At 69.6% G+C, this 26,857-nt stretch carries 21 protein-coding genes; 15 read left to right on the top strand and 6 right to left on the bottom strand.

Features of this window, described 5'->3' with window-relative positions; translation table 11 throughout:
• The first annotated feature begins 113 nt into the window (after window positions 1-113).
• The 6 genes from yajC (at window position 114) to YU1_RS34745 (ending at window position 6,151) form a co-directional block, all read left to right on the top strand.
• The gene (gene yajC, locus YU1_RS0113555) at window positions 114-458 is read left to right on the top strand and encodes a preprotein translocase subunit YajC (RefSeq protein ID WP_029004541.1); all 345 of its coding nucleotides are present in this window, start codon (window positions 114-116) and stop codon (window positions 456-458) included.
• A gap of 28 nt (window positions 459-486) precedes the next feature.
• Complete coding sequence (gene secD, locus YU1_RS0113550; protein WP_029004540.1) at window positions 487-2,094, top strand: protein translocase subunit SecD; 1,608 nt, start codon at window positions 487-489, stop codon at window positions 2,092-2,094.
• Window positions 2,095-2,106: 12 nt separating this feature from the next.
• A complete protein-coding gene (gene secF / locus YU1_RS0113545) occupies window positions 2,107-3,090 on the top strand; it encodes a protein translocase subunit SecF (RefSeq protein ID WP_029004539.1) in 984 nt (327 codons plus the stop codon).
• Between the two features lie 12 nt (window positions 3,091-3,102).
• Window positions 3,103-3,483: an Mth938-like domain-containing protein gene (locus YU1_RS0113540; protein ID WP_029004538.1), complete on the top strand. Its 381-nt coding sequence runs from the start codon at window positions 3,103-3,105 to the stop codon at window positions 3,481-3,483.
• 125 nt (window positions 3,484-3,608) lie between these two features.
• On the top strand, window positions 3,609-4,523 hold the full coding sequence (locus YU1_RS29375; RefSeq protein ID WP_051356844.1) for a phytoene/squalene synthase family protein: 915 nt from the start codon (window positions 3,609-3,611) through the stop codon (window positions 4,521-4,523).
• Window positions 4,524-4,801: 278 nt separating this feature from the next.
• A complete protein-coding gene (locus YU1_RS34745; protein ID WP_029004537.1) occupies window positions 4,802-6,151 on the top strand; it encodes a globin-coupled sensor protein in 1,350 nt (449 codons plus the stop codon).
• Window positions 6,152-6,172: 21 nt separating this feature from the next.
• Here YU1_RS34745 and YU1_RS0113525 read toward each other — a convergent pair whose 3' ends face one another.
• From YU1_RS0113525 to uvrA, 4 genes are all read right to left on the bottom strand, one after another.
• On the bottom strand, window positions 6,173-7,276 hold the full coding sequence (locus tag YU1_RS0113525) for a serine/threonine protein kinase (protein ID WP_051356843.1): 1,104 nt from the start codon (window positions 7,274-7,276) through the stop codon (window positions 6,173-6,175).
• 9 nt (window positions 7,277-7,285) lie between these two features.
• Complete coding sequence (gene trmFO / locus YU1_RS0113520) at window positions 7,286-8,701, bottom strand: methylenetetrahydrofolate--tRNA-(uracil(54)-C(5))-methyltransferase (FADH(2)-oxidizing) TrmFO (RefSeq protein WP_029004535.1); 1,416 nt, start codon at window positions 8,699-8,701, stop codon at window positions 7,286-7,288.
• A gap of 325 nt (window positions 8,702-9,026) precedes the next feature.
• Window positions 9,027-9,191: a DUF1127 domain-containing protein gene (locus YU1_RS32665; protein WP_084539851.1), complete on the bottom strand. Its 165-nt coding sequence runs from the start codon at window positions 9,189-9,191 to the stop codon at window positions 9,027-9,029.
• Between the two features lie 1,590 nt (window positions 9,192-10,781).
• The gene (gene uvrA / locus YU1_RS29370) at window positions 10,782-13,715 is read right to left on the bottom strand and encodes an excinuclease ABC subunit UvrA (protein ID WP_035715339.1); all 2,934 of its coding nucleotides are present in this window, start codon (window positions 13,713-13,715) and stop codon (window positions 10,782-10,784) included.
• A 636-nt stretch (window positions 13,716-14,351) separates the two neighbouring features.
• Here uvrA and ssb point away from each other — a divergent pair.
• The 4 genes from ssb to YU1_RS0113490 all read left to right on the top strand — a co-directional run bounded on the left by ssb (window position 14,352) and on the right by YU1_RS0113490 (window position 20,529).
• The gene (gene ssb / locus YU1_RS0113505; protein ID WP_029004534.1) at window positions 14,352-14,927 is read left to right on the top strand and encodes a single-stranded DNA-binding protein; all 576 of its coding nucleotides are present in this window, start codon (window positions 14,352-14,354) and stop codon (window positions 14,925-14,927) included.
• 224 nt (window positions 14,928-15,151) lie between these two features.
• Window positions 15,152-16,237 (top strand): recombinase RecA, encoded by a 1,086-nt coding sequence (gene recA, locus YU1_RS0113500; protein ID WP_029004533.1) that lies wholly within the window; start codon window positions 15,152-15,154, stop codon window positions 16,235-16,237.
• Between the two features lie 392 nt (window positions 16,238-16,629).
• The gene (gene alaS, locus YU1_RS0113495) at window positions 16,630-19,275 is read left to right on the top strand and encodes an alanine--tRNA ligase (RefSeq protein WP_029004532.1); all 2,646 of its coding nucleotides are present in this window, start codon (window positions 16,630-16,632) and stop codon (window positions 19,273-19,275) included.
• 315 nt (window positions 19,276-19,590) lie between these two features.
• The gene (locus YU1_RS0113490) at window positions 19,591-20,529 is read left to right on the top strand and encodes an AEC family transporter (RefSeq protein WP_029004531.1); all 939 of its coding nucleotides are present in this window, start codon (window positions 19,591-19,593) and stop codon (window positions 20,527-20,529) included.
• Window positions 20,530-20,586: 57 nt separating this feature from the next.
• Here YU1_RS0113490 and YU1_RS32000 read toward each other — a convergent pair whose 3' ends face one another.
• The gene (locus tag YU1_RS32000) at window positions 20,587-21,021 is read right to left on the bottom strand and encodes a hypothetical protein (RefSeq protein ID WP_156922118.1); all 435 of its coding nucleotides are present in this window, start codon (window positions 21,019-21,021) and stop codon (window positions 20,587-20,589) included.
• A gap of 300 nt (window positions 21,022-21,321) precedes the next feature.
• Between YU1_RS32000 and YU1_RS0113480 the strand changes: the two genes are divergently transcribed.
• From YU1_RS0113480 to dprA, 4 genes are read left to right on the top strand one after another with little or no spacing between them, the layout of a single operon-like run.
• On the top strand, window positions 21,322-22,269 hold the full coding sequence (locus YU1_RS0113480; protein WP_029004530.1) for an aspartate carbamoyltransferase catalytic subunit: 948 nt from the start codon (window positions 21,322-21,324) through the stop codon (window positions 22,267-22,269).
• Between the two features lie 11 nt (window positions 22,270-22,280).
• Window positions 22,281-23,576, top strand: coding sequence for a dihydroorotase (locus YU1_RS0113475; RefSeq protein ID WP_425339150.1), 1,296 nt, complete (start codon window positions 22,281-22,283; stop codon window positions 23,574-23,576).
• 58 nt (window positions 23,577-23,634) lie between these two features.
• Window positions 23,635-24,258, top strand: a complete 624-nt coding sequence (plsY, locus tag YU1_RS0113470; RefSeq protein ID WP_035715337.1) for a glycerol-3-phosphate 1-O-acyltransferase PlsY — start codon at window positions 23,635-23,637, stop codon at window positions 24,256-24,258.
• 11 nt (window positions 24,259-24,269) lie between these two features.
• Complete coding sequence (gene dprA / locus YU1_RS0113465; protein ID WP_029004527.1) at window positions 24,270-25,394, top strand: DNA-processing protein DprA; 1,125 nt, start codon at window positions 24,270-24,272, stop codon at window positions 25,392-25,394.
• A 60-nt stretch (window positions 25,395-25,454) separates the two neighbouring features.
• Here the strand turns inward: dprA and ruvX are convergent, their stop codons facing one another.
• Window positions 25,455-25,964 carry a Holliday junction resolvase RuvX gene (ruvX, locus tag YU1_RS0113460; protein ID WP_051356841.1) on the bottom strand — a complete coding sequence of 170 codons (510 nt, stop codon included), beginning with the start codon at window positions 25,962-25,964 and terminating at the stop codon, window positions 25,455-25,457.
• Between the two features lie 168 nt (window positions 25,965-26,132).
• On the opposite strand from ruvX, the gene YU1_RS0113455 reads away from it, so the two are divergent.
• The gene (locus tag YU1_RS0113455; RefSeq protein WP_029004525.1) at window positions 26,133-26,843 is read left to right on the top strand and encodes a metal-dependent hydrolase; all 711 of its coding nucleotides are present in this window, start codon (window positions 26,133-26,135) and stop codon (window positions 26,841-26,843) included.
• Window positions 26,844-26,857: the final 14 nt, after the last annotated feature.

Raw genomic sequence — 26,857 nt, 5'->3', positions numbered from 1 at the left:
CCGCCCACAGGCGCGTTTGCATTCGTGGGTTCCGCCGGTATAGTCCCGCCGCTTCGGCAGGGGCGTCCGGATGGACTCCGCCAATCCCTCCCTTCAGACAGAACGAGGACAAAATGTTCATATCGCCCGCATTCGCCCAAGGCGCACCGGCCGCCGGTGGCGGGACCGACATGCTCATTCAGCTCGCGCCGTTCGTGCTGATCTTCGTGGTGATGTATTTCCTGATCCTGCGGCCGCAGCAGAAGCGCGCCAAGGTGCATCAAGAAATGGTGAATTCCCTGCGTCGCGGCGACGTTGTCGTGACCACCGGCGGCCTCGTGGGCAAGGTGGTCAAGGTGGTGGACGACGCCGAGATCGAAATGCAGATCGCCGACAATGTGAAGGTCCGCCAGCTCCGCTCGCAGATTTCCACCGTCCGCGCCAAGGGCGAGCCCGCCAAGGACGAGACGGCCGCCTGAGGCCGCTCCGAACGCAAGAACAGAGACGATGCTGCACTTCTCCAGGCTGAAGACGGCGCTGATCCTCGTGGTCACAGCGTTGGGAATCCTGTTTGCCGTCCCCAACCTGCTGCCGGCTTCGGTATTGCAGCATCTGCCCTCATGGCTGGCCTCCAGCCATGTGACCCTCGGGCTGGACCTCCAGGGCGGCAGCCACATCCTGCTGGAGGTGGACGCCGCCGCGCTCAAGAAGGAGCGCGCCGACCAGGTGCGCGACGACGTGCGCCGGGTGCTGCGCGAGCAGAAGATCGGCTATTCCGGCCTGACGGTGCGCGACACCAGCATCCAGGTGCGGCTGCGCGACGCCAACGACACCCAGGCGGCGGTGACCGAGCTGCGCAAGCTGGCGACCCCGATCACCAATTCCGTGCTCGGCAGCAGCACGGGCGAGACCGACATCACCGTCTCCAGCGGCGCCGACGGCCAGATCACGGTGTCGCTGACCGACGCCGGCATCAACGCCCGCATCCGCTCGGCGGTGGACCAGTCCATCGAGATCATCCGCCGGCGTATCGACCAGCTCGGCACGGTCGAGCCGACCATCCAGCGTCAGGGCGCGGACCGCATCCTGGTGCAGGTGCCCGGCTTGCAGGATCCCCAGCGCCTGAAGGCGCTGCTGGGCCAGACCGCCAAGCTCTCGTTCCGCATGGTGGACCAGTCCATGTCGCCGCAGCAGGCGATGGAGACCCGGCCGCCGGCCGAATCCGACGTGCTCCAGTCGTCTGACGGCGTGCCCTATCTGGTGGAGAAGCAGGTGCGCGTGTCCGGCGAGGACCTGGTGGACGCCCAGCCGGGCTTCGACCAGACGTCGCGCCAGCCCATCGTCAGCTTCCGCTTCAACAACAACGGCGCGCGCCGCTTCGCCGCCACCACCCAGGACGCGGTCGGCCGGCCCTTCGCCATCGTGCTGGACAACCAGGTGATCTCCGCCCCGGTGATCCGCGAGCCGATCCTCGGCGGATCGGGCCAGATCTCCGGCTCCTTCACCGTGCAGCAGGCCAACGACCTCGCCATCCTGCTGCGCGCCGGCGCCCTGCCGGCGCCGCTGAAGGTGGTGGAGGAGCGCACCGTCGGCCCGAGCCTCGGGCAGGATTCGATCCAGGCCGGCAAGACGGCGGCTTTTGTGGCTGCGGCGCTGGTGGCGGTGTTCATGCTCGCCGTCTACGGCCTGTTCGGCCTGTTCGCGCTGATCGCGCTGGCGGTCCACGTGACGCTGATGTTCGCCCTGCAGTCGCTGCTCGGCGCCACGCTGACGCTGCCCGGCATCGCCGGCGTGGTGCTGACCATCGGCATGGCGGTGGATTCCAACGTGGTGATCTTCGAGCGCATCCGCGACGAGGCGCGCGAGGGCCGCTCGGCCATCGCCGCCATCGACAAGGGCTTCTCCTTCGCGCTCGGGACCATCCTCGACGCCAATTTGACCTCGCTGGCGACGGCCGTGATCCTGTTCCTGCTCGGCGGCTCCGGCCCCGTGCGCGGGTTCGCCGTCACCTATATCCTTGGCCTCCTGACCACCGTGTTCACCGCTTACACCCTCACCCGCCTGATGATCGCGTGGTGGGTGAAGTGGCAGCGCCCGGCCAAGCTGCCTATCTGAGAGCGCGCCGCCATGCCCTTGATCGACTATATCCCGGCGCAGACCAAGATCGGCTTCATGCGGCTGCGCCGCGTGACCTTCCCCTTGTCGGCGGCGCTGACTCTCATCGCCGTCATCCTGTTCGGCACGGTGGGGTTCAACCTCGGCATCGACTTCCGCGGCGGCACGCTGATCGAGGCCCAGTCCGCCCAGCAGGCGGCGGACCTCAGCGTGCTGCGCGAGCAGCTCACCGACGGTGACCTCGGCGACGTGCAGATCCAGGAATTCGGCTCGGCCCGCGACGTGCTGATCCGCGTCGGCCGCGCCGGCACGGACGATGCCGCCCAGCAGGCCATCGTCGACAAGGTGCGCAGCGCCCTCGGGCAGGACTTCACCATCCGCCGCGTCGAGACGGTGGGCCCCAGCGTGTCGTCCGAGCTGGTGCGCCAGTCCATCCTGGCCCTGGTGCTGGGCGCGGTGGTGGTGCTGATCTATCTGTGGTTCCGCTTCGAATGGCAGTTCGCCGTCGGCGCGCTGGTCACCACGGCGCACGACATCTTCGTCACCCTGATGATCTATTCGGTGCTGGGGCTGGATTTCGACCTCACCTCCATCGCCGCCATCCTGACCATCATGGGCTATTCGCTCAACGACACGGTGGTGGTGTACGACCGCATCCGCGAGATGCTGCGCCGCTACAAGAAGATCCCGCTGCCGGAACTGCTCGACATCGCGGTGAACGCCACCTTCTCGCGGACCATCATCGTCTCCACCACCACCTTCCTCGCCACCCTGGCGCTGTATTTCTTCGGCGGCGAGGTGCTGCGCGGCTTCTCGCTGGCCATGTCGGTGGGCGTGATCATCGGCACCTATTCCACCATCTTCGTGGCGGCGCCCATCCTCATCCACCTCGGGCTGCGGTCCTCCACCGTGGTTGCCCAGGACGAGGCCGACGCGGCGGACGAGAAGCCGGCCGCGAAGGGCGGCAAAGGCGGCTCTCGGCCGGCCAAGGCCTGAGGCGGCGCGGCGGTGGCCGATCCGTCCGGCGCCCCGTTCCTGCCCCGGCAGGTGCCGATCGACGGCTACGGCCCGCGCTTCTTCCATTTCCAGGGCATGTCGCACGCCGGCTCGATCCTGGCGCTGCCGGGCGGCATCCGGCCCTGGGCGCTGGACAGCTTCGCCGCCCTTGACGCTCATACCCTCGGCCCCATCCTCGCCGAGGCATCCGCCTTCGAGCTGCTGTTCCTCGGCACCGGGCGCGACCCGGCCCACCTGCCGGAGCCGCTGAAGGCGCTGCTGCGCGAGGCGGGCCTGCGCTTCGAGCTGATGCCCACCGCCGCCGCCGCCGCCACCTACAACGTGCTGCTCGGCGAAGGGCGGCTGGTGGGTGCCGGGCTTGTGGCGCTGTAGCCCCGTGCGTCCCGCGCCGCGCCTCTTCCCGCATGGCCCCGCCCGCGCCGGCCGGGACGGGACAGCCGCCCTTCGGCACCCGGTGACGTCTTGCGCCGCCGGCCGGGATCGGGCCTGATCGCGCCATGTCCAGCCTCCCGCCCGATTTCGGCACGCCGCCCGCCCTCGCGACCGAGCCGGCCCTCGCCAGCGATTATGCCTATTGCAGCGATCTGGTGCGGGCGCAGGACCGCGACCGCTTCCTCGCCGCCCTGTTCGCCCCGCCCGCCGTGCGCAACGATTTGCTGGCGCTCTATGCCTACAATGTGGAGATCGCCCGCGTGCGCGAGGTGGTGCGCGAGGCGCTGCCCGGCGAGGTGCGCCTGCAATGGTGGCGGGAGCTGATCGAGGGCCATGGCCGGGGCGACGTGACCGGCCATCCCGTGGCGAGCGCGCTGCTGGACACGCTGGGCCGCCACGGCCTGCCGCGCGGGGCGCTGCTCAACCTCATCGAGGCGCGGGTCTTCGACCTTTATGACGACCCCATGCCCAGCCTCAACGACCTGGAAGGCTATGCCGGCGAGACCGCCTCCGCGCTGCTCCAGCTCTCCGTCCATATCCTGGCCGGCGGTCCCCGCCCAGCGCTGGCGGACGCCTGCGGGCACGGCGGGGTGGCCATCGCGCTCACCGGCCTGATGCGGGCGCTGCCCGTGCATGCCGCGCGCGGGCAGTGCTTCCTGCCTGCGGACCTGCTGGCGCGGCACGGCTCCAGCCGCGACGACGTGGTGGCCCGCGCGCCCACGCCGGGCCTGCTGGCGACGCTCGCCGACCTCAGGGCCCATGCCGCCCGGCATTTCGCCGCCGCGCAGCAGGGCCTCGCCGATGCGCCGCGCGAGCTGGCGCCGGCCTTCCTCACCCTGGCCCTGGTGCCGGGCGACCTGCGGACGCTGGCCCGCGTGCGCGATCCCTTCCGGGCGGTCGGCGGCCTCTCGCCCTTGCGCCGGCAATGGACGCTCTGGCGCGCGGCGCGCCGGGCCCCGCGCGGCGGCTCCTGGGGCTAGGCCGCGATCCGATCAGAGTGAATCGATCTGATCGGTGAATCGCCCTCTCACACTTTGATGGAACCCGCGCCGCGGGGCCGACAGTCCCTTCGGCCGCCCCCTCCCGCCTGCGAAGCGCCCGGCACCGCCGCCGGAAGAACGGTGCATCGGCACCGGCACGCTTGATGCATCGAGGGCCGTCTGGCGTCGTCGCGGCGGCGCCGCGCTGCCCTGTTCCGACACGTCCCCGACATGAGCCGTGCGGCAGGCAGAGCGATGCGAGTGGCGTGGGGAGTTATATGTCGCGCACTGTCAATGTACCGCAGGCCCTGGATTTTCACGGCATCGACACGCTGACGGGGGAGATCCTGCGTCAGAACAAATCCTACATCCTGCGGATCCTGCCCGAGGCGCTGGATGCCTTCTACCAGCACGTGCAGCTGTTCCCGGACGCGGCGCGCTTCTTCAGGAGCAAGGCGCACATGGCCCATGCGCGGGACATGCAGATCCGGCACTGGGGCCTCATCACCGAGGGGCGCTTCGACGAGGCCTATGTGGCCTCGGTGACGCGGATCGGCGAGGTTCACAACGCCATCGGCCTCGCCCCGCGCTTCTATATCGGCGGCTATAATTTCCTGCTGGTGAACCTCTCGGCGCGGATCGCGCACGACATGGCCTCGGGCCTGTTCAACCGGGGCGGGCTGGCGCGGGCGACCGCCCTGCAAGGCGCCATCACCAAGGCGCTCATGCTCGACATGGATTTCGCCATCTCGGTCTATCTGGACAGCGGCCGGCGCGAGCGCCGGCAGACGCTGGACGGGCTGGCCCAGGCCCTGGACGGATCGGTGGGGGCCATCGTCGCCTCGCTGTCCCAGTCCGCCGGCGGCATGCATAGCGCGGCGGAGGCGCTGCACGCCACGGCCGGCGAGACGCTGGCCCGCGCCGGCGCGGTGGCCTCCGCCTCGGCGGATGCGTCGGAGAGCGTGCGCTCCGTCGCGAGCGCGACAGAGGAAATGTCGGCTTCGGTACAGGACGTGGACCGGCAGGTGGCCGAATCCGCCGCCATCGCCGGCCGCGCCGTGGAGGTGGCGGGCGAGACCGTCTCGACGGTGGGGCGGCTGTCGGCGGCTGCGGACAAGATCGGCGCCATCGTCGATCTCATCAGCACCATCGCCGGCCAGACCAACCTTTTGGCGCTGAACGCCACCATCGAGGCGGCGCGGGCGGGCGATGCCGGCAAGGGCTTCGCGGTGGTGGCGTCCGAGGTGAAGGCGCTGGCGGAGCAGACCGCCAAGGCCACCAGCGAGATCGAGGCGCAGATCGGCGACATGCAGGCGGCCACCGGCGAGACCGCCAGCGCCATCGGCGCCATCGCCGACATCGTGCGCCAGATGAACGCCCTCTCGGCGGCCATCGCCACCGGCATCCAGCAGCAGAAGCGGGCGGCCGGCGACATCTCCGGCCATGTGCAGCGCGCCTCCCGGGGCACGCAGGACGTGACGCTGAACATGTCCGGCTTCAACCAGGCGGCGGCCGATGCCGGCCAGTCGGCCTCCCAGGTGCTCTCCACGGCCACGGAACTGTCCGGCAAGGCGCAGCACCTGCGCCGGGAAGTGGACCGCTTCCTGGCCGACATCGCCAGCGCCTGAGGCGCCGGGCAGGGGAGGCCCTCAGGCCGCCGGGCGGGTGATGCGGTCGGTGAGGTTGAGGCGGCCGCGGGCGATGTCGGCGACGAGGCGGCGGGTGTCGTCGTCGCCGGCCAGCGCGTCCAGCATCTCGATCTGGTTGCGGGCCACCAGCAGCAGCAGGTCGTCGCGCACGCCGCCGTCCGCCGCGCGCGGCAGGCGCGGCACGATCTGGAGATGATCGAGGTGCGGGCGATCGGGCAGGGCCTCGGCCAGATGCAGCCGCAGCGCCTCCACGCTCACCTGGGCGTCCGCCTCCACGAAGGCATAGAGGCCGACCTTGCCGCCCAGCGTCTGGAAATCCGCCATGTGGACGTGATGGACCGCCGGGTGGGTGGACAGGGCATCGGCGATGCGGGGGGCCACCTGGGTGACGCGCGGGCCGCGCCCCTCGGTGTCCGAATAGGACATGAGGCGGCGGGTGACGAAGCGGTAGACCTTCTTGCCGGTGTTCATCCACACGCGGGTGATGAGGCTCTTGGTGGCCAGCATCTTGCGCTCGCGCGGGGTCAGCGCCTCCGGGCAATAGGTGCGCTTGTGCTTGAGCAGGTGGCGCAGGTCCTCATAGGCCAGCACGCGGCCGAGCTTCCAGCGCCGGCTGATGGGCAGGGCCAATTGGAAATCCATCAGCCAGGCTTCGCCGTCGGCGCCGCGCAGCCAGTTCTGCTGCTTGGCGAGGTCGTTATGCGCATAGCCGGCGGCATGCAGGGTGCGCAACGCATCGCGGGCGGAATGGAAATAGTGCAGGTCGCCGGTGGGGCGGGCGATCTGCAACGGCACGCCGTCGATCCAGCCGCGCACCAGGAAGCGCCTGCCCACCGCCAGCAATGGCGTGGTGACGCCGGTGGCGGTCACCTTTTCCAGCGCGTTCACCTCGAAGGCGGCGAGCCGCGCGGCCAAAGGCGCGAACCAGGGCGAGACCTTGTCCCAGCGCCGCCGCACGGCGGGGTGGGCGACACCGTCGCGGTCGATCCAGGTGCCGCGCTCGACGGTCGAGAACACGTCGCGCTTCAGCACCGTGTCCACGGTGAAGCGGGAAGGGTCCGCCCGGTGTTCGACCGGCGGCACGGAGCGTTTCAGCCTCGGCATCAGGGCCTCTTAAGCCGCGATGGCGGACGTGTCGAGCCAGGCGGCCATGTCGGCGAGCGCGCGGGCGGCCAGCAGGCGCTTCTTGGCCAGGGTCTTTTCCGTGCCGCGCAGGCGCTTGCCGTCCTCGCCCTTGGGGGTGACGTCCATCGGCGGGAACAGGCCGAAATTGACGTTCATGGGCTGGAACGAGCGCGGGCCGCCGTCCTGGCCTTCGATATGACCGCCGGTGATATGGGCCAGCAGCGCACCGTGGGCGGTGGTCAGCGGCGGGGGCGCCAGCGTCTCGCCGCGGCGTTCCGCCGCCGCGAAGCGGCCCGCCATCAGGCCCACGGCGGCGCTCTCCACATAGCCCTCGCAGCCGGTGATCTGGCCGGCGAAGCGCAGGCGCGGATCGGCCTTCAGGCGCAGGGCGCCGTCCAGCAGGCGCGGGGAATTCAGATAGGTGTTGCGGTGCAGGCCGCCGAGCCGGGCGAACTCCGCCTGCTCCAGGCCGGGGATGGTGCGGAACACCCGCACCTGCTCGCCGTGGCGCATCTTGGTCTGGAAGCCGACGAGGTTATAGAGCGTGCCGAGCTTGTTATCCTGGCGCAGCTGGATGATGGCGTGGGCCTTCACCGTCGGATTGTGCGGATTGGTGAGGCCGACCGGCTTCAGCGGCCCGAAGCGCAGGGTCTCGCGGCCGCGCTCGGCCATCACCTCGATCGGCAGGCAGCCGTCGAAATAGGGCGTCTTGGCCTCGAAATCGCGCAGCGCCACCTTCTCGGCGGCCAGCAGCGCATCGACGAAGGCCTCGTACTGCTCCTTGTCCAGCGGGCAGTTGATATAGTCGGCGCCGGTGCCGCCGGGGCCGACCTTGTCGTAGCGCGACTGGAACCAGGCCTTGGACAGGTCGATGCTGTCCAGGTGGACGATGGGGGCGATGGCGTCGAAGAAGGCGAGGGCGCTCTCGCCGGTCAGCTCCAGCACCGCCTGGGCCAGGGCCGGGGAGGTAAGGGGGCCGGTGGCGATGATGACATTGTCCCAGTCCGCCGGCGGCAGCGTGTCGATCTCCTCGCGGCGGATCTCCACCAGCGGGTGATCGGCCAGCGCCTGGGTGACGGCCTGCGAGAAGCCGTCGCGGTCCACCGCCAGCGCGCCGCCGGCCGGCACCTGGTTGGCATCGGCGCAGCGCAGGATGAGCGAGCCGGCGCGGCGCATCTCCGCATGCAGCACGCCGACCGCATTGGTCTGCGCATCGTCCGAGCGGAAGGAATTGGAGCAGACCAGCTCGGCCAGGCCCTCGGTGTGGTGGGCTTCCGTGCCGCGCACCGGGCGCATTTCGTGCAGCACCACGGGCACGCCGCGCTCAGCGAGCTGGAAGGCGGCCTCCGAGCCGGCAAGGCCGCCGCCGATGACATGGACCGGCTGGGTGGATGCGTGGCTCATGGGTCCTCACTGGGGCGGGCGGCGGGGATACGGCCCGCGGGGCCGCGCGACGGCGCCGCCGATCACGGTCTAGAGCCTGATCCGATCAGGTTGAATCAACCTGATCGGTGAATCAGTCTCTCACTTATAGAGAGAGAGCGATTCACGACCCGCATCGAAGCACCGAAGTGCTTCGATGCGGGTCGATCGCACTCCAAGGCCGTTCTGTGCCCGATCCGGCCGGAGGCTTCAAGATGAGCCACCTTACAAACGAAAATGGCCCCCGAGGGGGCCACGTTCGGAACGCTTCAGTTCCTCACCCGGGCGCGGTGCGCCCAGGGGAGCCTCACGCGACCTGGACGGCGGCGTTGCGCGCGATGGCGCGGATCTCGCTGCGGCTGACATTGATGTCACCGAGCGTGCGGTCGTCCAGCTGAGAAAGCTCGGCGATCGTGCGGTTGTAGGCATTCCAGCGACGCACCTGACGGGCGATATAACCCCAAATGACCATTTTCAGTCTCCTTCCACGAACCCTTCCGGCTCGTGTCATGTTCTGGGCTGTTAGATAGCGCCAAGTCGAGTTGCGCCCAAGGCGGACTGATGCATTGCAGCATTGCGTGCCCCGCATATAAGCAGTTTTGGAGTGATTTTGATTATTAATGCCTTGTGAATGAGCACTTTAGACTTTGACTGATCCGGTCCGCCGCCGCTGCGGCGGTGGGCGTGCCGCCAAAATAGGCAGCCGCCGGAATTATGGTATATCTATTTGAAATATCATCAGTAATTGGATTTTTGGTGGCCGGCGGCGTGTCCGGCCGCTTCGTTTGTGTACGTTTAAAAATGGCCATTCCAGGGCATCTGCGGAGGTAGCCGGTGGTATCGCCTTCGCACCTGCGGCAAAAATGCATGCCCCACCCCTTTTCCGGACGGGGCGGACACGGCGGATCCGGCCGATTTCGGTTCAGCTTGGATGTATTTTCGCCTCAGCCGCCGCCGCGCCGCGCCGGCCTCGCGCCGGCCGGGGGCCGGTCGGGGGCCTGCCGAACGCCGAATCTGCGCCAAAGGCGGTGGCGGCCGTCCGGCCCGAGCGGAGGGGGCACCGCGTGGCGGTCAGCCGCCCGCCGAGGTGACAGCGCGGCGGGACGCCCGTGTTGCGGTGCACCCCCGCGCCGGAGGCGGGGCCGTCACGGTGGCGCGGCTCGCTGCGGGTGAGGCGGGACGGCAGGTGCGTCTCCAGGGGTGGCCGTGGCGGGGCCCGTCACGATGGCGCAATGCGCGGCGGGCGGGGCGGGACGGCGGGTGCGTCTCCAGGATGGCCCCGGCTGGGGGTCGTCACGGTGGTGCCGCTCGCTGCGGTGGGGCGGAACGGCAGGTGCATCTCCAGGATTGTCGTGGCCGGGGCCGTTGCGCAGCGCCGCTTCCGGCGGGCGGGGCGGGACGGCGTGCATCTCCAGGATAGCCGTGGCCGGGGCCGTCACGGTGGCGCCGGTCGCGGCGGGGCGGGACGGGCGGGCAGGTGCGTCTCCGGTGGCCGTGGCCGTCACGGTGGCGCCGGTCGCGGCGGGGCGGCGCGGGACGGCAGGTGCGTCTCCAGGAAGGGCGTGGCCGTGGCCGTCACGATGGCGCCGCTCGCGGCGGGCGGCGCGGGACGGCAGGTGCACCTCCAGGAGGGCCGTGGTCGGGCCGTCAGGATGGCGCAACTCGCGACGGGTGGGGTGGGACGGGCGGTGCACCTCCAGCATGGCCGTGGCCGTCACGATGGCACCGCTTCCGGTGGGCGGGGCGGGAAGGCAGGTGCGTCTCCAGGAAGGCCGTGGCCGGGCCGTCAGGGTGACGCAACTCGCGGCGGGCGGCGCAGGACGGCCGCGGGAGGGCAGCAGCAAGGCCGCGGGAAGGTATCGGCTGGCGCCGGCGTCCGCGTGCATCCCCGCGCGGCGTCGCGTGACACGGTGGCGCAAACGGGGAATTGTGTGTCCAAGACATCGTCCGCGGCACGGACCGCACCCGCCGGACCGCAGGCGCGGCACTAGGCGCGATTCGCCCCCATCCTCCATGCCCCGGCAGGCGGCACCCGGCAGGGCGGGCGCCGCCGGAGCCGGCGCTATTCCGCCGCCTGGGCCTTGCGCTTCTTCATGGGGCGGCGCGCCAGCACCTCGGCCAGGAAGTGGCCGGTGTGCGAGCGCTTCTCCTTGGCCACCGTCTCGGGCGGGCCGCTGACCAGCACCTGCCCGCCGCCGTCGCCGCCCTCTGGCCCGAGGTCGATCACCCAGTCCGAGGTCTTGATGACCTCCAGATTGTGCTCGATGACCGCCACCGTATTTCCCTGGTCCACCAGTTCGTGCAGCATCTCCAGCAGCTTGGCCACGTCGTGGAAGTGCAGGCCGGTGGTGGGCTCGTCCAGGATATAGAGCGTCCGGCCGGTGGCGCGCTTCGACAGCTCCTTGGCGAGCTTCACCCGCTGCGCCTCGCCGCCGGACAGGGTGGTGGCCTGCTGGCCCACCTTGATATAGCCGAGGCCGACCCGGGACAGCGCCTCCAGCTTGTCGCGCACACTGGGCACCGCCTTGAAGAAGGCCGCGCCCTCATCCACCGTCATGTCCAGCACGTCGGCGATGGATTTCTCGCGGAAGGTCACGTCCAGGGTTTCGCGGTTGTAGCGCTTGCCCTTGCAGACGTCGCAGGTGACGTAGACGTCGGGCAGGAAGTGCATCTCAATCTTGATGACGCCGTCGCCCTGGCAGGCCTCGCAGCGCCCGCCCTTCACATTGAAGGAAAAGCGCCCGGCGCCGTAGCCGCGCGCCTTGGCCTCCGGCAGGCCGGAGAACCATTCGCGGATCGGCGTGAAGGCGCCGGTATAGGTGGCGGGGTTCGAGCGCGGGGTGCGCCCGATAGGCGACTGGTCGATGTCGATCACCTTGTCCAGGTGCTCCAGCCCCTCCAGCTTGTCGAACGGGGCCGGCGCGTCATGGGCATTGTTCAGCCGCCGCGCCACCGCCTTGTAGAGCGTGTCGATGAGTAGGGTGGACTTGCCGCCGCCGGAGACGCCGGTGATGGAGGTGAACAGCCCGAGCGGGATCTCCGCCGTGACGTTCTTCAGATTGTTGCCGCGCGCGCCGGAGAGCTTCAGCATCTTGCGCGGGTTCGGCTTGCGGCGGGGCGGGGCTGCCACCGAGAGTTCGCCGGTAAGATATTTGCCGGTGAGTGACTCTGGATTGGCGAGGATTTCCTGCGGCGTGCCCTGGGCGACGATCCGCCCGCCATGGATGCCGGCGCCGGGGCCCACGTCCACCACATAGTCGGCGGAGAGGATGGCGTCCTCGTCATGCTCCACCACGATCACGGTGTTGCCGAGGTCGCGCAGGCGCTTCAGTGTCTCCAGCAGGCGCGCGTTGTCGCGCTGGTGCAGGCCGATGGAGGGCTCGTCCAGCACATAGAGCACGCCGGACAGGCCGGAGCCGATCTGCGAGGCGAGGCGGATGCGCTGGCTCTCGCCGCCGGACAAGGTGCCGGAGGCGCGGCCGAGGGTGAGATATTCCAGCCCCACGTCCATGAGGAAGCGCAGGCGGTCCCGGATCTCCTTCAGGATGCGGGCGGCGATCTCGTTCTGCTTGGCGTTCAGCGCCTCCGGCAGGCTTTCGAACCAGGCGCTGGCCGCGCGCACGGAGAGCTCGCCCACCTCGCCGATATGCTTCATCGCCACCTTCACCGCCAGGGCCTCGGGCTTCAGGCGGTAGCCGGCGCAGGTGGCGCAGGGCACGGTGGAGAAATATTTGGAAATTTCCTCGCGCGCCCAGTCGCTCTCGGTCTCGCGCCAGCGGCGGTCGAGATTGCGCACGATGCCCTCGAAGGTCTTCTTCGTCTCGTAGCTGCGCAGGCCGTCGTCATAGGAGAAGGCGATCTCCTCCTCGCCGGAGCCGAACAGGATCACGTCCCTGGCCTTCTCCGGCAGGTCCGAGAACGGCACGGTGAGCTTGAACTTGTAGTGCTTGGCGAGCGCATCCAGCGTCTGGCCGTAGTAAGGCGAGGTGCTCTTGGCCCAGGGGGCGATGGCGCCCTGCTTCAGGGTGCGGGCCTTGTCCGGCACCACGAGGTCGGGGTCGATGGTCTGCTCCACGCCGAGCCCGTCGCAGGCCGGGCAGGCGCCGAAGGGATTGTTGAAGGAGAACAGCCGCGGCTCGATCTCGGGAATGGTGAAGCCGGACACCGGGCAGGCGAACTTCTCCGAGAAGATGACGCGCTTGGGCGAGCCGTCGGGCTCCTTCTCGTCGGCATATTCCAGCACGGCGATGCCGTCGGCGAGGCCAAGCGCGGTCTCGAAGCTGTCGGCGAGGCGGGCGGCGATGTCGGCGCGCACCACCACGCGGTCCACCACCACGTCGATGTCGTGCTTCAGCTTCTTGTCGAGCGGCGGGGCCTCGGCGATCTCATGGAAGGCGCCGTCCACCTTCACCCGCTGGAAGCCCTTCTTCAGGAAGTCCGCCAGTTCCTTGCGGTATTCGCCTTTCCGGCCGCGCACCACGGGGGCGAGGATATAGAGCCGCGCCCCCTCCGGCAGGGCGAGGGTGCGGTCTACCATCTGCGAGACGGTCTGGCTCTCGATCGGCAGGCCGGTTGCGGGCGAATAAGGAATGCCCGCGCGCGCCCACAGCAGGCGCATGTAGTCATAGATCTCGGTGACCGTGCCCACGGTGGAGCGCGGGTTCTTCGACGTGGTCTTCTGCTCGATGGAGATGGCGGGGGAGAGGCCCTCGATCTGGTCCACGTCCGGCTTCTGCATCATCTCCAGGAACTGGCGCGCATAGGCCGACAGGCTCTCCACATAGCGCCGCTGGCCTTCCGCATAGATGGTGTCGAAGGCGAGCGAGGACTTGCCCGAGCCGGACAGGCCGGTGAACACCACCAGGCTGTCGCGCGGGATGTCGAGATCCACGTTCTTCAGATTGTGCTCGCGCGCGCCGCGCACGGACAGGGTGCGGGCATCGCGCCGCGCCGCGGCGGCAGTGGCGGCACGGGAAGAGGTCTTGCGGTCGCTCATGTCTCTCGAGCTTGGGCTGGCGGGCAGGGCCGCGGGAAAGGGGGACGCGCCCGCCGGAGCGGAGCGCCGTGCCGGCCCCGGGCGGGGCCGAACGAAGGATCACCGGGCGATGTGGCTATGAGTACGGATGGGCGCAAGCGCTGGATGCCTGTCATGACTTGGACGACTTGGACGCGCGCTGCCGGGACAGGGCCATGGAGCGCATGGAGGCCGCTTTCGTGGATGGCCGCGTGCCCGGCCGGTCCCGCCTTCCGGGGAGCCGCGGGGACGAGGACGCACTGGCATGCCTGGTGGGTCAAAGGCTCCATGGTCCGGCTCCGCGGGCATCCTGGCGCTCCAGTGTGGGCAGTCGCGTGCGTTGCGGTAAGGAACGTAACAGGAACGATGGGGTTGGGCCAGTAAAAAAGCTTGCGCGCGCAGCTTGTGCAACCGTGCGCATCCGTCTAGAACAAAAAAAGAACATAATCCCGCGCAGCGCCCATTTTCGTGGACAACCCCGGCGCGCCCTCGCATCCCTCCACAGGACCGCTAGGGTGCGGCGAGAGCGGAAATCGGCTGCGGCGTGGCGATGGGGCGGGGACCCCGGCGCGACGGCCGGACGTCGATGGACGCGTTTTTGGTAAAGTGGAGACCCCTATGGCCGGCAGCGTCAACAAGGTGATCCTGGTCGGCAATCTCGGCCGGGATCCGGAAGTGCGTGCGTTCCAGAACGGCGGGCGGGTGTGCAACCTGCGCATCGCCACCTCGGAGACCTGGCGCGACAAGGCGTCCGGCGAGCGCCGCGAGCGCACGGAATGGCATTCGGTGGCCATCTTCAACGAGAATCTCGTGGGCGTGGCCGAGCGGTTCCTGAAGAAGGGCTCGAAGGTCTATATCGAAGGCCAGCTGGAGACCCGCAAGGCGACCGACCAGCAGGGCCAGGAGCGCTATTTCACCGAAGTGGTGCTGCGCCCCTACCGTGGCGAGCTCACCTTGCTCGACGGCCGCAGCGGCGGCGGCAGCGAGGGCGGAGACGACTATAGCAGCGGTAGCTCCGATTTCGGCTCGTCCAGCCCGATGGGCGGTGGCGGCAGCAGCTTCGGTGGCGGCGGCTACAGCGGCGGCGCGAGCGGCGCTCGCTCCGGCGGTGCCGGCTCCAGCAGCTCGGGCGGTGGCGGGCGCTCCGGCGGCGGACGCCCGGCCGATGACATGGACGACGAAATTCCGTTCTGACCGAAACGGGCGTCCGCTTCGATCGATGGCCGCCCGGACTGGACGGTCCTGACGGATGATGGCGTGGAGCGCCAGCCGGGCCGGCTGGCGCTCCTGTCGTTTATCGAGCCTGCGCGGCGGGCCGTGCCGCGGCGCGGGATGAAAAGAACATATTGCGAACAGAGAACAAATGCGGTACGAAATTCTCGCAAGCATTCCTCTTGCGCCAGGCACGGAGCGCGGCGATGACTCAGTCCACTCTCAGACTCGTCGAAGGGTCCTCCATGGATAAGACCAAGGCGCTTGACGCCGCGCTTTCTCAGATCGAGCGGCATTTCGGTAAGGGCTCGATCATGCGGCTCGGCAAGAGCGGCAAGGTGATGGAGATCGAGAGCATCCCGTCCGGCTCGCTCGGCCTCGACATCGCGCTCGGCATCGGCGGCCTGCCGAAGGGGCGCGTGGTGGAGATTTACGGGCCTGAGTCCTCGGGCAAGACCACGCTGGCGCTGCACACCATCGCCGAGGCCCAGAAGAAGGGCGGCACCTGCGCCTTCATCGACGCCGAGCATGCGCTTGATCCCATCTATGCCCGCAAGCTCGGGGTCAATCTGGATGACCTCCTGATCTCCCAGCCGGATGCCGGCGAGCAGGCTTTGGAAATCTGCGACACGCTGGTGCGCTCCGGCGCCATCGACGTGCTGGTGGTCGATTCGGTCGCCGCGCTCACGCCGCGCGCCGAACTGGACGGCGAGATGGGCGACAATCAGCCGGGCATGCAGGCCCGCCTGATGAGCCAGGCGCTGCGCAAGCTCACCGCCTCCATCTCCAAGTCCAACACCATGGTCATCTTCATCAACCAGATCCGCATGAAGATCGGGGTGATGTACGGCTCGCCCGAGACCACCACGGGCGGCAACGCGCTGAAGTTCTACGCCTCCGTCCGCCTCGACATTCGCCGCATCGGCATGATCAAGGAGCGGGACGAGGTGGTGGGCAACCAGACCCGCGTGAAGGTGGTGAAGAACAAGCTGGCGCCGCCGTTCAAGCAGGTGGAATTCGACATCATGTATGGTGAGGGCGTGTCGAAGACCGGCGAACTGCTGGATCTCGGCGTGCGCGCGGGCGTGGTGGAGAAGTCCGGTGCCTGGTTCTCCCACGACAGCCAGCGCCTCGGGCAAGGCCGGGAGAATTCCAAGACCTTCCTGAAGCAGAATCCCGAGGTTGCCGGCCGCATCGAGGCGGCCATCCGCCAGAATGCCGGCCTCATCGCCGAGCAGATCCTGACCGGCGGCCCCGAAGGGGACGAAGGCGAGGACGTGGCCGAGGCCTGAGTCCCCGGACGCATCCAGGGGCTTCGGTCCCGAGCGGAGGACGGGATCGGGCGGCGGTGGCCGCCCGATGTGTTTCAAGGGGGCGGCGAGGCGCGTGCCGTGCGGGCTTCGGGGTGGGCGAGGTATCGCCCTTCCGGTTGTGCGGGAGAGTAATCCCGACGCGGCCATCGGCGTGCCCGGGAGGCGCGGCAGGCGCTGCCCCCGTGTTGCGCGGGGCGGCCCCGGCCGGGGCTTGCTGGACAAGCGCGGGGGGCGCCGTTAAACGATCATGTCCCTTTTTGGGCGCTGCGTGGCCTTGAGGGCGGGCGGCGTCCGGCCATCCGGCGGGGAAGGCGGGCGCGCCCCCCGGCGCGGCCTGCGTGGTTCTGGTCTACAGGGTGTGGTGCCGGTACATGAGCGGCGTGAACGAGATCCGGTCGAGCTTCATCGACTACTTCGTCAAGAACGGGCACGAGGCGGTCGCGTCCTCCCCGCTGGTGCCGCGCAACGACCCCACCTTGATGTTCACCAACGCCGGCATGGTGCAGTTCAAGAACGTCTTCACCGGCGTCGAGAAGCGCCCCTATGCCCGCGCCGTCACGGCGCAGAAGTGCGTGCGCGCCGGTGGCAAGCACAACGATCTCGACAATGTGGGCTATACCGCGCGGCATCACACCTTCTTCGAGATGCTGGGGAATTTCTCCTTCGGCGACTATTTCAAGGACCGCGCGATCGAGCTCGCCTGGGGCCTGATCACCAAGGAATGGGAGCTGCCCAAGGAGAAGCTGCTCGTCACCGTCTATCATGACGATGACGTGGCCTTCGACCTGTGGCGCAAGATCGCCGGCCTGCCCGAGAGCCGCATCATCCGCATCCCCACCTCGGACAATTTCTGGGCCATGGGCGACACCGGCCCGTGCGGCCCGTGCTCGGAAATCTTCTTCGACCACGGTGACCACATCCCCGGCGGCCCGCCCGGCTCGCCCGACGAGGACGGCGACCGCTTCATCGAGATCTGGAACCTCGTGTTCATGCAGTACGAGCAGCTCCCCGGCGAGCGGCTCAACCTGCCCCGGCCGTCCATCGACACCGGCATGGGCCTGGAGCGCATCTCCGCGCTGCTCCAGGGCACCCACGACAATTACGAGACCGACCTCATGCGGGCGATCATCGCCGAGGTCGCGGAACTGACCAACGTGCCGTCCGATGGCCCGCAGAAGGCCAGCCACCGCGTCATCGCCGATCATCTGCGCTCGTCGGTCTTCCTGATCGCCGACGGCGTGCTGCCCTCCAACGAGGGCCGCGGCTACGTGCTGCGCCGGATCATGCGCCGGGCCATGCGCCACGCCCAGCTGCTCGGCGCCCGCGATCCGCTGATGCACCGCCTGGTGCCGGTGCTGGTGCGCGAGATGGGCCGGGCCTATCCCGAGATCGTTCGCGCCGAGCCGCTCGCCACCGAGACGCTGCAGCTGGAAGAGACCCGCTTCCGCCGCACCCTGGAGCGCGGCCTCTCGCTGCTGGAAGAGTCCAGCGCGGGCCTGGTGTCCGGCGCCCGTTTCCCCGGCGACGTCGCCTTCAAGCTCTATGACACCTACGGTTTCCCGCTGGACCTGACCGAGGACGCCCTGCGCGGCCGCGGCATCGAGGTCGAGCGGGCGGGCTTCGACGCCGCCATGGCGAAGCAGAAGGCGGAGGCCCGTGCCAATTGGGCCGGTTCCGGCGAGGCCTCGACCGACACCGTCTGGTTCGCGGTGCGCGAGCGCGAAGGCGCGACCGAATTCCTCGGTTATGACACCGAGCAGGCCGAGGGTGCCGTGCGCGCCATCGTCAAGGACGGGGCTGAGACCACCGAGCTTGCGTCGGGCGCGCGGGGCCTCGTGGTCCTGAACCAGACCCCCTTCTATGGCGAATCCGGCGGCCAGGTGGGCGATACCGGCACCCTGGTCGGCGAAGGCGTGAAGGCCACCGTGCTCAACACCCAGAAGAAGCTGGGCGACGTTTTCGTGCACGAGGTCGAGGTCACCGAGGGCACGCTGAAGATCGGCACGCCGCTGGAGCTGAAGGTCGATCACGACCGCCGCGCGGGCATTCGCGCTAACCATTCGGCCACCCATCTGCTGCATGAGGCGCTGCGCCGGGTGCTGGGCGACCACGTGGCCCAGAAGGGTTCGCTGGTGTCCGCCGACCGCCTGCGCTTCGACTTCAGCCATCCCAAGCCGGTGACGGCGGAGGAACTGGCGCAGGTGGAGGACATCGCCAACACCTATGTGCTGCGCAACGAGCCGGTCGAGACCCGCATCATGGCGGTGGACGACGCGGTCGCCTCGGGCGCGCGGGCGCTGTTCGGCGAGAAGTATGGCGACGAGGTGCGCGTGGTCTCCATGGGCACGGACGACGGCAATGGCGCGCCATATTCGGTGGAACTGTGCGGCGGCACCCACGTGCGCCGCACCGGCGACATCGGCATCGTCTCGGTACTGTCCGACAGCGGCGTCGCCGCGGGCGTGCGGCGCCTGGAGGCGCTGACCGCCACCGCCGCCCGGCGGCATCTCAATGCGGCCAACACCGCCCTGCTGGCCACCGCCGGCACGCTGAAGGTGTCGGTGCCGGAAGTGGAGGCGCGCGTCGCCGCCCTCGTCGATGAGCGGCGCAAGCTGGAGCGCGACCTCGCCGAGGCGCGCAAGAAGCTCGCCATGGGCGGCGGCGATGAGGCCGGCCCCAAGGTGGTGGAGGTCGGCGGCACGCGCTACATGCGCATTGCCCTAGAGGGTGCCGATCCGAAGGATCTCAAGGCCATCGTGGACCAGGGCAAGGCCAAGATCGGCTCCGGCGTGGTCGCCGTGGCCAATACCTCGGCCGATGGCAAAGGCGCCCTGGTGGTCGGCGTCACGGCGGACCTCGCCGGCAAGTTCGATGCCCAGACGCTGGTGCGCACTGGCGTGGAAGTGCTGGGCGGCAAGGGCGGCGGCGGCCGTCCGGACATGGCCCAGGGCGGTGGCCCTGATGGCGCCAAGGCTGAAGCCGCGCTCGCCGCCATCGAGGCGGCGCTGACCGCCTGAGGCGGACGCAGCGACAGATGCGGGTGGCGCGGCGCGCCGCCCGTCGCGTGCCGGTTCCGCCTGTTCGCCAACATCTGACCGAGGCAGCCGGCCGTGCGGCCCCGGATGGATGCCGGCCGCGAATCGCCGGCTTGCCGAGCGGCCTGCGGTTTGGGGCTGCACTTGGGGGCTGGTCGTGCAGACGGCCGGGCCGCCCCTCCGCAAACGAGCTTCCGTCCATATCCAGGAATGCCGACCCGGCCCCGGTGGCGCGTGGCTGGCGCCCCGCCGGCGGGCAGTCTATGGGAGGCGGGCCTTGTTGTTGGTGCCGCGTTCATGTCCAGCATCCTGACTGCCCTCGTTCCCGTCTTCCTGGTCATTCTCCTTGGCGTGCTGCTGCGGCGCATCCTGCTGAAGCGGCCGGAGCATTGGATCGCCCTCGAGCAACTGACCTATTACGTGCTGTTTCCGGCGCTGCTGCTGGTCTCGGCCGTGAAGGCGGACCTGCGCGGGGTCAGCGTGGTGGCGGTGGTCGGCGCCATGCTCGGCGCCATCCTCGTCATGTCGGCGCTGCTGCTGCTGGCGCGCGAGCCGCTGTCGCGGCTCATGGGCCTGAACGGGCCGGCCTTCACCTCGCTGTTCCAGGGCGTCACGCGCTGGAACACCTATGTCGCGCTGGCCGTCGCCGGAGGGCTCTACGGCGCGGCGGGCGTGACGGTGGCGGCGGTCGCGCTGGTGGCGATGATCCCGGCGGTCAACGTGATCTGCGTCATCGTGCTGGCCCGCTATGTCGGCTCGCATGCCCCGACCCCGCGCTTCATCGCCAGCCAGCTGGCGCGCAATCCCTTCATCTGGTCCTGCGGTGCCGGGGCGCTGCTCAACGGCTTCGCCGTCCCGGTGCCGCCGGTGGTGGTCGAGTTCGGTGATATTCTCGGCCGGGCTTCGCTGGCGCTGGGCCTGCTGGTGGTGGGCGGCGGGCTGGTGCTCGACCGTTTGACCGCGCTGAAGCCGGTGGTGTTCGTGGCGGTGGCGCTCAAGCTGCTGGCGAAGCCGACGGTAGCGGTGGCCCTCGGCCTCGTGTTCGGCCTGGGCGGCACGGAACTGGCGGTCCTCGCCATCGTCTGCGCCGTGCCTTCGGCGCCGAACGGCTATGTCCTGGCGCGACAGATGGGGGGCGACGCACCGCTGCTGGCGGAGATGCTGACCGTGCAGATCCTCGCGGCGGCGGTCTCGCTGCCGCTGGTGCTCTCGCTCGTCGGCCTCATTGCCGGCTAGGCCGCAAACAAAAAGGGCGGCCCCGGAGGCCGCCCTTGTCGTCAAGCTGGTGAACCCTCAGCAGGGGCCCCAGTAGCCACCCTGCGGGCCGCCGTACCAGCACCGCGCCGGGCCCTGATAGACCACCGGCGGCGGCGGGGGCGGCGCGTAATAGACGGTCGGGGGCGGCGGCGGCGCGTAATAGACCGGCGGCGGCGGGGGCGAGGCGCTGGCCGCGCCGGCGATGGCGGCCGCGCCCAGGATGCCGAGCGCGATGCCCGCGCCGACGGCGGCGCCATTGTTGTTGTTGCGGCGGCCGCAGTTCCAGCAGGGCGGCGGCGGGCCGTAATGCGGGCCGTAATACTGCACCGTCGTCACCTGCGCCGGGGTCCGGGGGGCGAGCGCGCCCGCGCCGCCGGCCAGCGAGGCGGAAAAAGCCGGGGATGCGGCGGTCAAACCTAGCGCAGCAACGAGGCCGAGCGCGGCGACCCGTTTCGATACACTGCCCATCATTACAAGTCTCCTGAACGTCGCTCTCGACCCGCGTTCACTGGCCGCCCTTAAACGCCGTCATTGCTTTCATCGATCGGGATCGAAGCTAAATTATGGCCTCTATCACGACGTTGTTAATACTCGGTTCCTGCGCTGAATGCGGACTGAACGAACCAAGTCGAACTTGTGTCTACTTGGAAACCAAAATGGCGACATCGGGCCCGCCGCGGCCTTTGAGGCGGAAGCAAGACGCGGGCGCGGGCCGCGTCCCTATCGCACGCTTGCTCCGTAGGGCGAGTCTCGCTAAGGCTCCGGCCTGCCATGAACGAAGCCTCCGCCTTCACCCTCGAGCGCCGTGACCTGATCGGCATCGAAGGGCTTTCCGCACCGGAAATCGTCGGCCTCCTGGATCTGGCCGAGGAATTCGTCGTCCTCAACCGGCAGATCGAGAAGAAGCGCACCACGCTGCGCGGCCGAACCCAGATCAACCTGTTCTTCGAAGCCTCGACGCGCACGCAGTCGTCCTTCGAGATCGCCGGCAAGCGCCTCGGCGCCGACGTGATGAACATGTCGGTCAGCACCTCGTCGCTGAAGAAGGGCGAGACCCTCATCGACACGGCGATGACGCTGAATGCCATGCACCCGGACATCCTGGTGGTGCGCCATCACGCCTCCGGCGCCGTGGCGTTGCTGGCGCGCAAGGTGGACTGCTGCGTGGTCAATGCCGGCGACGGCGCCCACGAGCATCCCACCCAGGCGCTGCTCGATGCCCTCACCATCCGCCGCAACAAGGGCCGCATCACCGGGCTCGTGGTGGCGGTGTGCGGCGATGTCCTGCATTCCCGCGTCGCCCGCTCCAACATCCTGCTGCTGCATACGCTGGGCGCGCAGGTGCGGGTGGTGGCGCCTTCCACCTTGCTGCCCACCGGCATCGAGCGCTTCGGCGTGGAGGTCCACCGCACCATGGAGAGCGGGCTGAAGGATGCGGACATCGTGATGATGCTGCGCCTCCAGCGCGAGCGCATGGCGGGTTCCTTCATCCCTTCGGTGAAGGAATATTTCCATTATTACGGCCTCGACGAAGCCAAGCTGAAGCGGGCCAAGCCCGACGCGCTGGTCATGCACCCCGGGCCGATGAACCGGGGCGTCGAGATCGATTCGGCCGTGGCGGATGGGGCGCAGTCGCTGATCCGCGAGCAGGTGGAAATGGGCGTCGCCGTGCGCATGGCGGTGCTCGACGCGCTGGCGCGCAAGCTGCCGAACGCGTGAGGGGACCGATCATGACCGAACCGCACCCCCTCCTGCTCGCCAACGCCCGCATCGTCGATCCCTCGCGCGGGGCGGATTTCCATGGCGACGTGCTGCTGGCCCAGGGCGTCATCAAGGACGCCGCCTTCGGCATCGCCGCCGCAGGCGTGCCCGATGGCGCGGAAGTGGTGGACTGCCGCGGCGCCGTCATCGCCCCCGGCCTCGTGGACATGCGTGCCTTCGTCGGCGAGCCCGGCGCCGAGCACCGCGAGACGCTTGCCTCCGCCAGCCATGCGGCGGCGGCGGGCGGCGTCACCACCATCGTCTGCCAGCCGGATACCGACCCGATCGTGGACGATCCGGCCATCGTCGACTTCATCCTGCGCCGCGCCCGCGATACCGCCGTGGTGCGTGTCCACCCCATGGCGGCGCTCACCAAGGGCCTGCATGGCGAGGAGATGACCGAGATCGGCCTGCTCCAGGCCTCGGGGGCCGTGGCCTTCACCGACGGCGCCCGCTCGCTCGCCTCCGCCCAGGTGCTGCGCCGCGCGCTTACCTACGCCCGCGACTTCGACGCGCTGATCGTCCACCACACGGAAGACGCTACCATGTCGGGCGGGGCCATGAACGAGGGGCTGTTCGCCTCCCGCCTCGGCCTGTCGGGCATTCCCAAGGCGGCCGAGACCATCGTGCTGGAGCGCGACCTGCGTCTCGTGGACGGCGTGCGCGGGCGCTACCACGCCGCCTCGCTGACCTGCCGCGAATCGCTGGAGGTGCTGGCCCGTGCCAAGGAAGCCGGCCTGCCGGTCACTTGCTCGGTGTCCATCAACCACCTGAGCTTCAATGAGCTGGACGTCGGCGAGTACCGCACCTTCTTCAAGGTGTCCCCGCCGCTGCGGGCGGAGGAGGATCGCGCCGCGCTTATCCAGGCGCTGGCCTCGGGCCTGATCGACGTGGTGGTGTCGGACCACAATCCGCAGGATGTGGAGGTGAAGCGCCTGCCGTTCGCGGAAGCCGAGGCCGGTGCTATCGGCCTCGAAACCCTGCTCAGCGCGGGCCTGCGCCTGGTGCATTCGGGCGACGTGGACCTGGTGAACGTGCTGCACGCCTTGTCCACCCGCCCGGCCGAATTGCTGGGCCTGCGCGCCGGCACGCTGCGGCCGGGGGCGCCGGCGGACATCATCGTGTTCGACGCGGAGATGCCCTGGGTGCTCGACCCGGCCCTTCTCAAGTCGCGCTCGCGCAATACGCCATTCGACGGCGCGCGCCTGCAGGGGCGGGTGCTGCGCACCATCGTTGCCGGGCGCACGGTGTACGAATACGTTTGAAATCCTGGGAGGCATGCGGCGCCCGCCGCATCGCCCTCCCGCCAGTGACGAGACCTGAATGCCGGCGTCCTCCGTGCTTGTGTGGCAGCTTCCCCTCGGCCTCACGCTGGCCGCGCTCGCGCTCGGCTATCTTGCGGGCTCGATCCCGTTCGGCATCCTCATCACCCGCCTCGCCGGGACCACGGACATCCGCACCATCGGCTCCGGCAACATCGGCGCCACCAACGTGCTGCGCACCGGCCGCAAGGACCTTGCCGCCGCGACGCTGCTGGGCGATGCCCTGAAGGGGACGGTGGCGGTGCTCTTGGCCGGCTGGCTCTGGGGACCGGACGCGGCGCTTGCAGCGGGGCTCGGCGCCTTCCTCGGCCATCTGCTGCCGGTGTGGCTGAAGTTCAATGGCGGGAAGGGCGTCGCTACCTTCCTCGGCATCAGCCTCGGCCTGTTCTGGCCGTCCACCCTGGTGTTCGCGGTCACTTGGCTCGGCATGGCCTATCTGTTCCGCTATTCCTCGCTGGCGGCGCTGACCGCCGCCGTCACCACGCCGCTGGCGGCGGCGCTGCTCGGCCAGCCGAGGGTGGGCGTGCTGATGGCCCTTCTCGCGCTGCTGCTCTGGGCCAAGCACCACGCCAACATCGCCCGCCTCGTCTCGGGGACCGAGACCAAGATCGGCGCCAAGGGATGACCGGGGGCCGGATGACCGGCAGCGGGACGCGCCTCTCCAGGGCGCAGCGTCTCGACTGGCTGCGGCTCATCCGGACCGAGAATGTCGGCCCGCGCACCTTCCGGGTCCTGGTGAACCAGTTCGGCGGCGCGGCGGCCGCGCTCGACGCCTTGCCGCATCTCGCGCGCCGGGGCGGAAGGCTGGTGCCCCCGCGCATCCCCTCCATCGATGAAGCCGGGCAGGAACTGGACACGCTGGAGCGCCTCGGCGGCCGGCTGGTGCTGCTGGGCGATGCTGCCTATCCCCCGGCTTTGCGGGTGCTGGACGATGCCCCGCCGGTGCTGTCCGTGCGCGGGCTCGACGCCGTGCTTACCGCGCCGAAGGTGGCGATCGTCGGCGCGCGTAACGCGTCCGCGGCCGGGCGCACCCTCGCGGCACGGTTCGCGCGGGATCTGGCGGCGGCCGGCTTCGTCGTGGTCTCTGGCCTCGCGCGGGGCATCGATACGGCGGCGCACGAGGCCAGCCTGACGGGCGGCACCATCGGCGTGTTCGCCGGCGGCCTGGCGCGGCCCTATCCGGCGGAGAACATCCCGCTCATCGAGCAGGTGGCGGCGAGCGGCGCCGTGGTGTCCGAGATGCCGCTGGCCTGGGAGGCGCGGGCGCGGGACTTTCCCCGCCGCAACCGGCTGGTTTCGGGCATGGCGCTGGGCGTGCTGGTGGTGGAGGCGGCGGAACGCTCCGGCTCGCTGATCACCGCGCGGCTGGCGGCGGAGCAGGGGCGGGAGGTATTCGCCATCCCCGGTTCGCCGCTCGATCCGCGCGCGGGCGGCACCAACCGGCTGCTGAAGTCCGGCGCCACCCTGGTGACCGGCGCCGAAGACGTGATCGAGGCACTCAGGCCGCTGCTGGAACGGCCGTTGCCTGACGACGGCGAGGGGCGGGTGGAGGCGCCGGCCCCGCCGCGGGAAGGCGGCGCGGGGCCGGACGACAGCGTGCGCGCCCGCATCCTGGAGCTGCTGTCCCCGGTGCCCACGTCGCTGGACGATCTGGTGCGGCTGGCCGGGGCGAGCGCGGCCGAGGTGCAGGTGGTGCTGCTGGAACTGGAACTGGCCGGGCGCCTGGAGCGCCAGCGCGGCGGCCTCGTCGCCCTGATCTGAGGCCCATCCCATCGGCCCCGCGACCGATGCCAAGCAGGCTTCGGCCGCCGGCCGATGGCCTCAGGCGCGGCGCCGGTTCAGGAAATCGATGGCGCCCTGGAGGATGAAGGCGGCGGCGTGCTGGTCGATCACGGTCGCGCGCTTGGCCCGGCTCATGTCCGCCGAGATCAGCGCCCGCTCCACCGCCACCGTGGACAGCCGCTCGTCCCAGAAGGCGATGGGGCGGCCCGACAGCCTGGCGAAATTGCGCGCGAAAGCCCGGCTCGCCTGGACGCGGGGGCCTTCCGAGCCGTCCATGTTCAGCGGCAGGCCGAGCACGAAGGCCACCGCCTTGCGCTCGTCCGCCAATGCGATGAGGCGCGCGGCATCGGGGGTGAATTTCGAGCGCTGGATGGTCTCGACGATGGTCGCCAGCCGACGGTCGGGGTCGCAACTGGCGACCCCGATGGTCTTGGTGCCGAGGTCGAGCCCCAGGATCGCGCCGCGCGGCGGCAGCAGATCGGCGATCTCCGCCAGCGGCGCAACGGGTGCGCTCTCGGGCGGCGGGGGAGGGGAGGCATCTTCGCTCATGCGCGCACCTTAAGCAGCCTTCGCGGCGCAAAGCCACCGGCGCCGCGCTTCCGGGCGAAGGGAGAAGGCCGGCAGGTGGCCGCGTTGCGGGCGGGCGAGCCTTCCCCGATACTCCGCGCCGAACGCTCCCTATCGACGCTTCCGTACACCGCAAAAGGGCTTCCTCCCATGAAGATCACCTGGCTCGGACATGCCGCCTTCCGCCTCGACTTCGCCGGCACGGCCGTGCTGATCGATCCTTTCCTGACCGGCAACCCTTCCTTCCACGGCGATGTGGCGGCGGTCGCCAAGGGGGTGGGCTTCGTCCTGCTCACCCACGGGCATTCCGACCATATCGGCGACACGGTCGCTCTGGTGAAGGCGGCCGAGGCGGAGGGGCGCAAGATCACGGTCGTCGCCAATCCGGAAATCTGCAATTTCCTCGGCGGCCAGGGCCTGTCGGTCTTCGAGATGATGAACACCGGCGGCACCGTCGCGCTGGACGGCTTCACCGTCACCATGGTGCGGGCGGATCATTCTTCCGGCGGCGATGGCGCGCCGGCGGCCTATCTCGGCAATCCCACGGGGCTGATCGTCAAGGCGAAGGGCGAGGCGGCGGTCTGGCACCTGGGCGACACCGACATCTTCTCCGACATGGCGCTGATCTGCGAGATCCACCAGCCGAAGGTGGCGCTGGTGCCGATCGGCGACCGCTTCACCATGGGGCCCGAGGTGGCCGCGCTGGCGGTGCGGCGCTTCCTCAATGTGGAGGTCGTGGCGCCCTGCCACTATGCCACCTTCCCGCTGCTGGTGCCCGATGCGTCCGGCTTCGTGGCGGCGCTTGAGGGGCACCCGGTCAAGATCGAGGTGCCGAAAAGCGGGGAGAGCTTCGAGGTCTGAGGCCTGCGGGCACC

The organism is Azorhizobium doebereinerae UFLA1-100, assembly GCF_000473085.1.
GTDB lineage: Bacteria > Pseudomonadota > Alphaproteobacteria > Rhizobiales > Xanthobacteraceae > Azorhizobium > Azorhizobium doebereinerae.
This window is presented reverse-complemented; position numbering and strand designations above follow the sequence as displayed.

Coding starts and splice junctions, on each gene's coding strand:
- yajC (WP_029004541.1), top strand. CDS start 114: ATGTTCATATCGCCCGCATTCGCCCAAGGCGCACCGGCCGCCGGTGGC.
- secD (WP_029004540.1), top strand. CDS start 487: ATGCTGCACTTCTCCAGGCTGAAGACGGCGCTGATCCTCGTGGTCACA.
- secF (WP_029004539.1), top strand. CDS start 2,107: ATGCCCTTGATCGACTATATCCCGGCGCAGACCAAGATCGGCTTCATG.
- YU1_RS29375 (WP_051356844.1), top strand. CDS start 3,609: ATGTCCAGCCTCCCGCCCGATTTCGGCACGCCGCCCGCCCTCGCGACC.
- YU1_RS34745 (WP_029004537.1), top strand. CDS start 4,802: ATGTCGCGCACTGTCAATGTACCGCAGGCCCTGGATTTTCACGGCATC.
- YU1_RS0113525 (WP_051356843.1), bottom strand. CDS start 7,276: ATGCCGAGGCTGAAACGCTCCGTGCCGCCGGTCGAACACCGGGCGGAC.
- trmFO (WP_029004535.1), bottom strand. CDS start 8,701: ATGAGCCACGCATCCACCCAGCCGGTCCATGTCATCGGCGGCGGCCTT.
- YU1_RS32665 (WP_084539851.1), bottom strand. CDS start 9,191: ATGGTCATTTGGGGTTATATCGCCCGTCAGGTGCGTCGCTGGAATGCC.
- uvrA (WP_035715339.1), bottom strand. CDS start 13,715: ATGAGCGACCGCAAGACCTCTTCCCGTGCCGCCACTGCCGCCGCGGCG.
- ssb (WP_029004534.1), top strand. CDS start 14,352: ATGGCCGGCAGCGTCAACAAGGTGATCCTGGTCGGCAATCTCGGCCGG.
- recA (WP_029004533.1), top strand. CDS start 15,152: ATGACTCAGTCCACTCTCAGACTCGTCGAAGGGTCCTCCATGGATAAG.
- alaS (WP_029004532.1), top strand. CDS start 16,630: ATGAGCGGCGTGAACGAGATCCGGTCGAGCTTCATCGACTACTTCGTC.
- YU1_RS0113490 (WP_029004531.1), top strand. CDS start 19,591: ATGTCCAGCATCCTGACTGCCCTCGTTCCCGTCTTCCTGGTCATTCTC.
- YU1_RS32000 (WP_156922118.1), bottom strand. CDS start 21,021: ATGATGGGCAGTGTATCGAAACGGGTCGCCGCGCTCGGCCTCGTTGCT.
- YU1_RS0113480 (WP_029004530.1), top strand. CDS start 21,322: ATGAACGAAGCCTCCGCCTTCACCCTCGAGCGCCGTGACCTGATCGGC.
- YU1_RS0113475 (WP_425339150.1), top strand. CDS start 22,281: ATGACCGAACCGCACCCCCTCCTGCTCGCCAACGCCCGCATCGTCGAT.
- plsY (WP_035715337.1), top strand. CDS start 23,635: ATGCCGGCGTCCTCCGTGCTTGTGTGGCAGCTTCCCCTCGGCCTCACG.
- dprA (WP_029004527.1), top strand. CDS start 24,270: ATGACCGGCAGCGGGACGCGCCTCTCCAGGGCGCAGCGTCTCGACTGG.
- ruvX (WP_051356841.1), bottom strand. CDS start 25,964: ATGAGCGAAGATGCCTCCCCTCCCCCGCCGCCCGAGAGCGCACCCGTT.
- YU1_RS0113455 (WP_029004525.1), top strand. CDS start 26,133: ATGAAGATCACCTGGCTCGGACATGCCGCCTTCCGCCTCGACTTCGCC.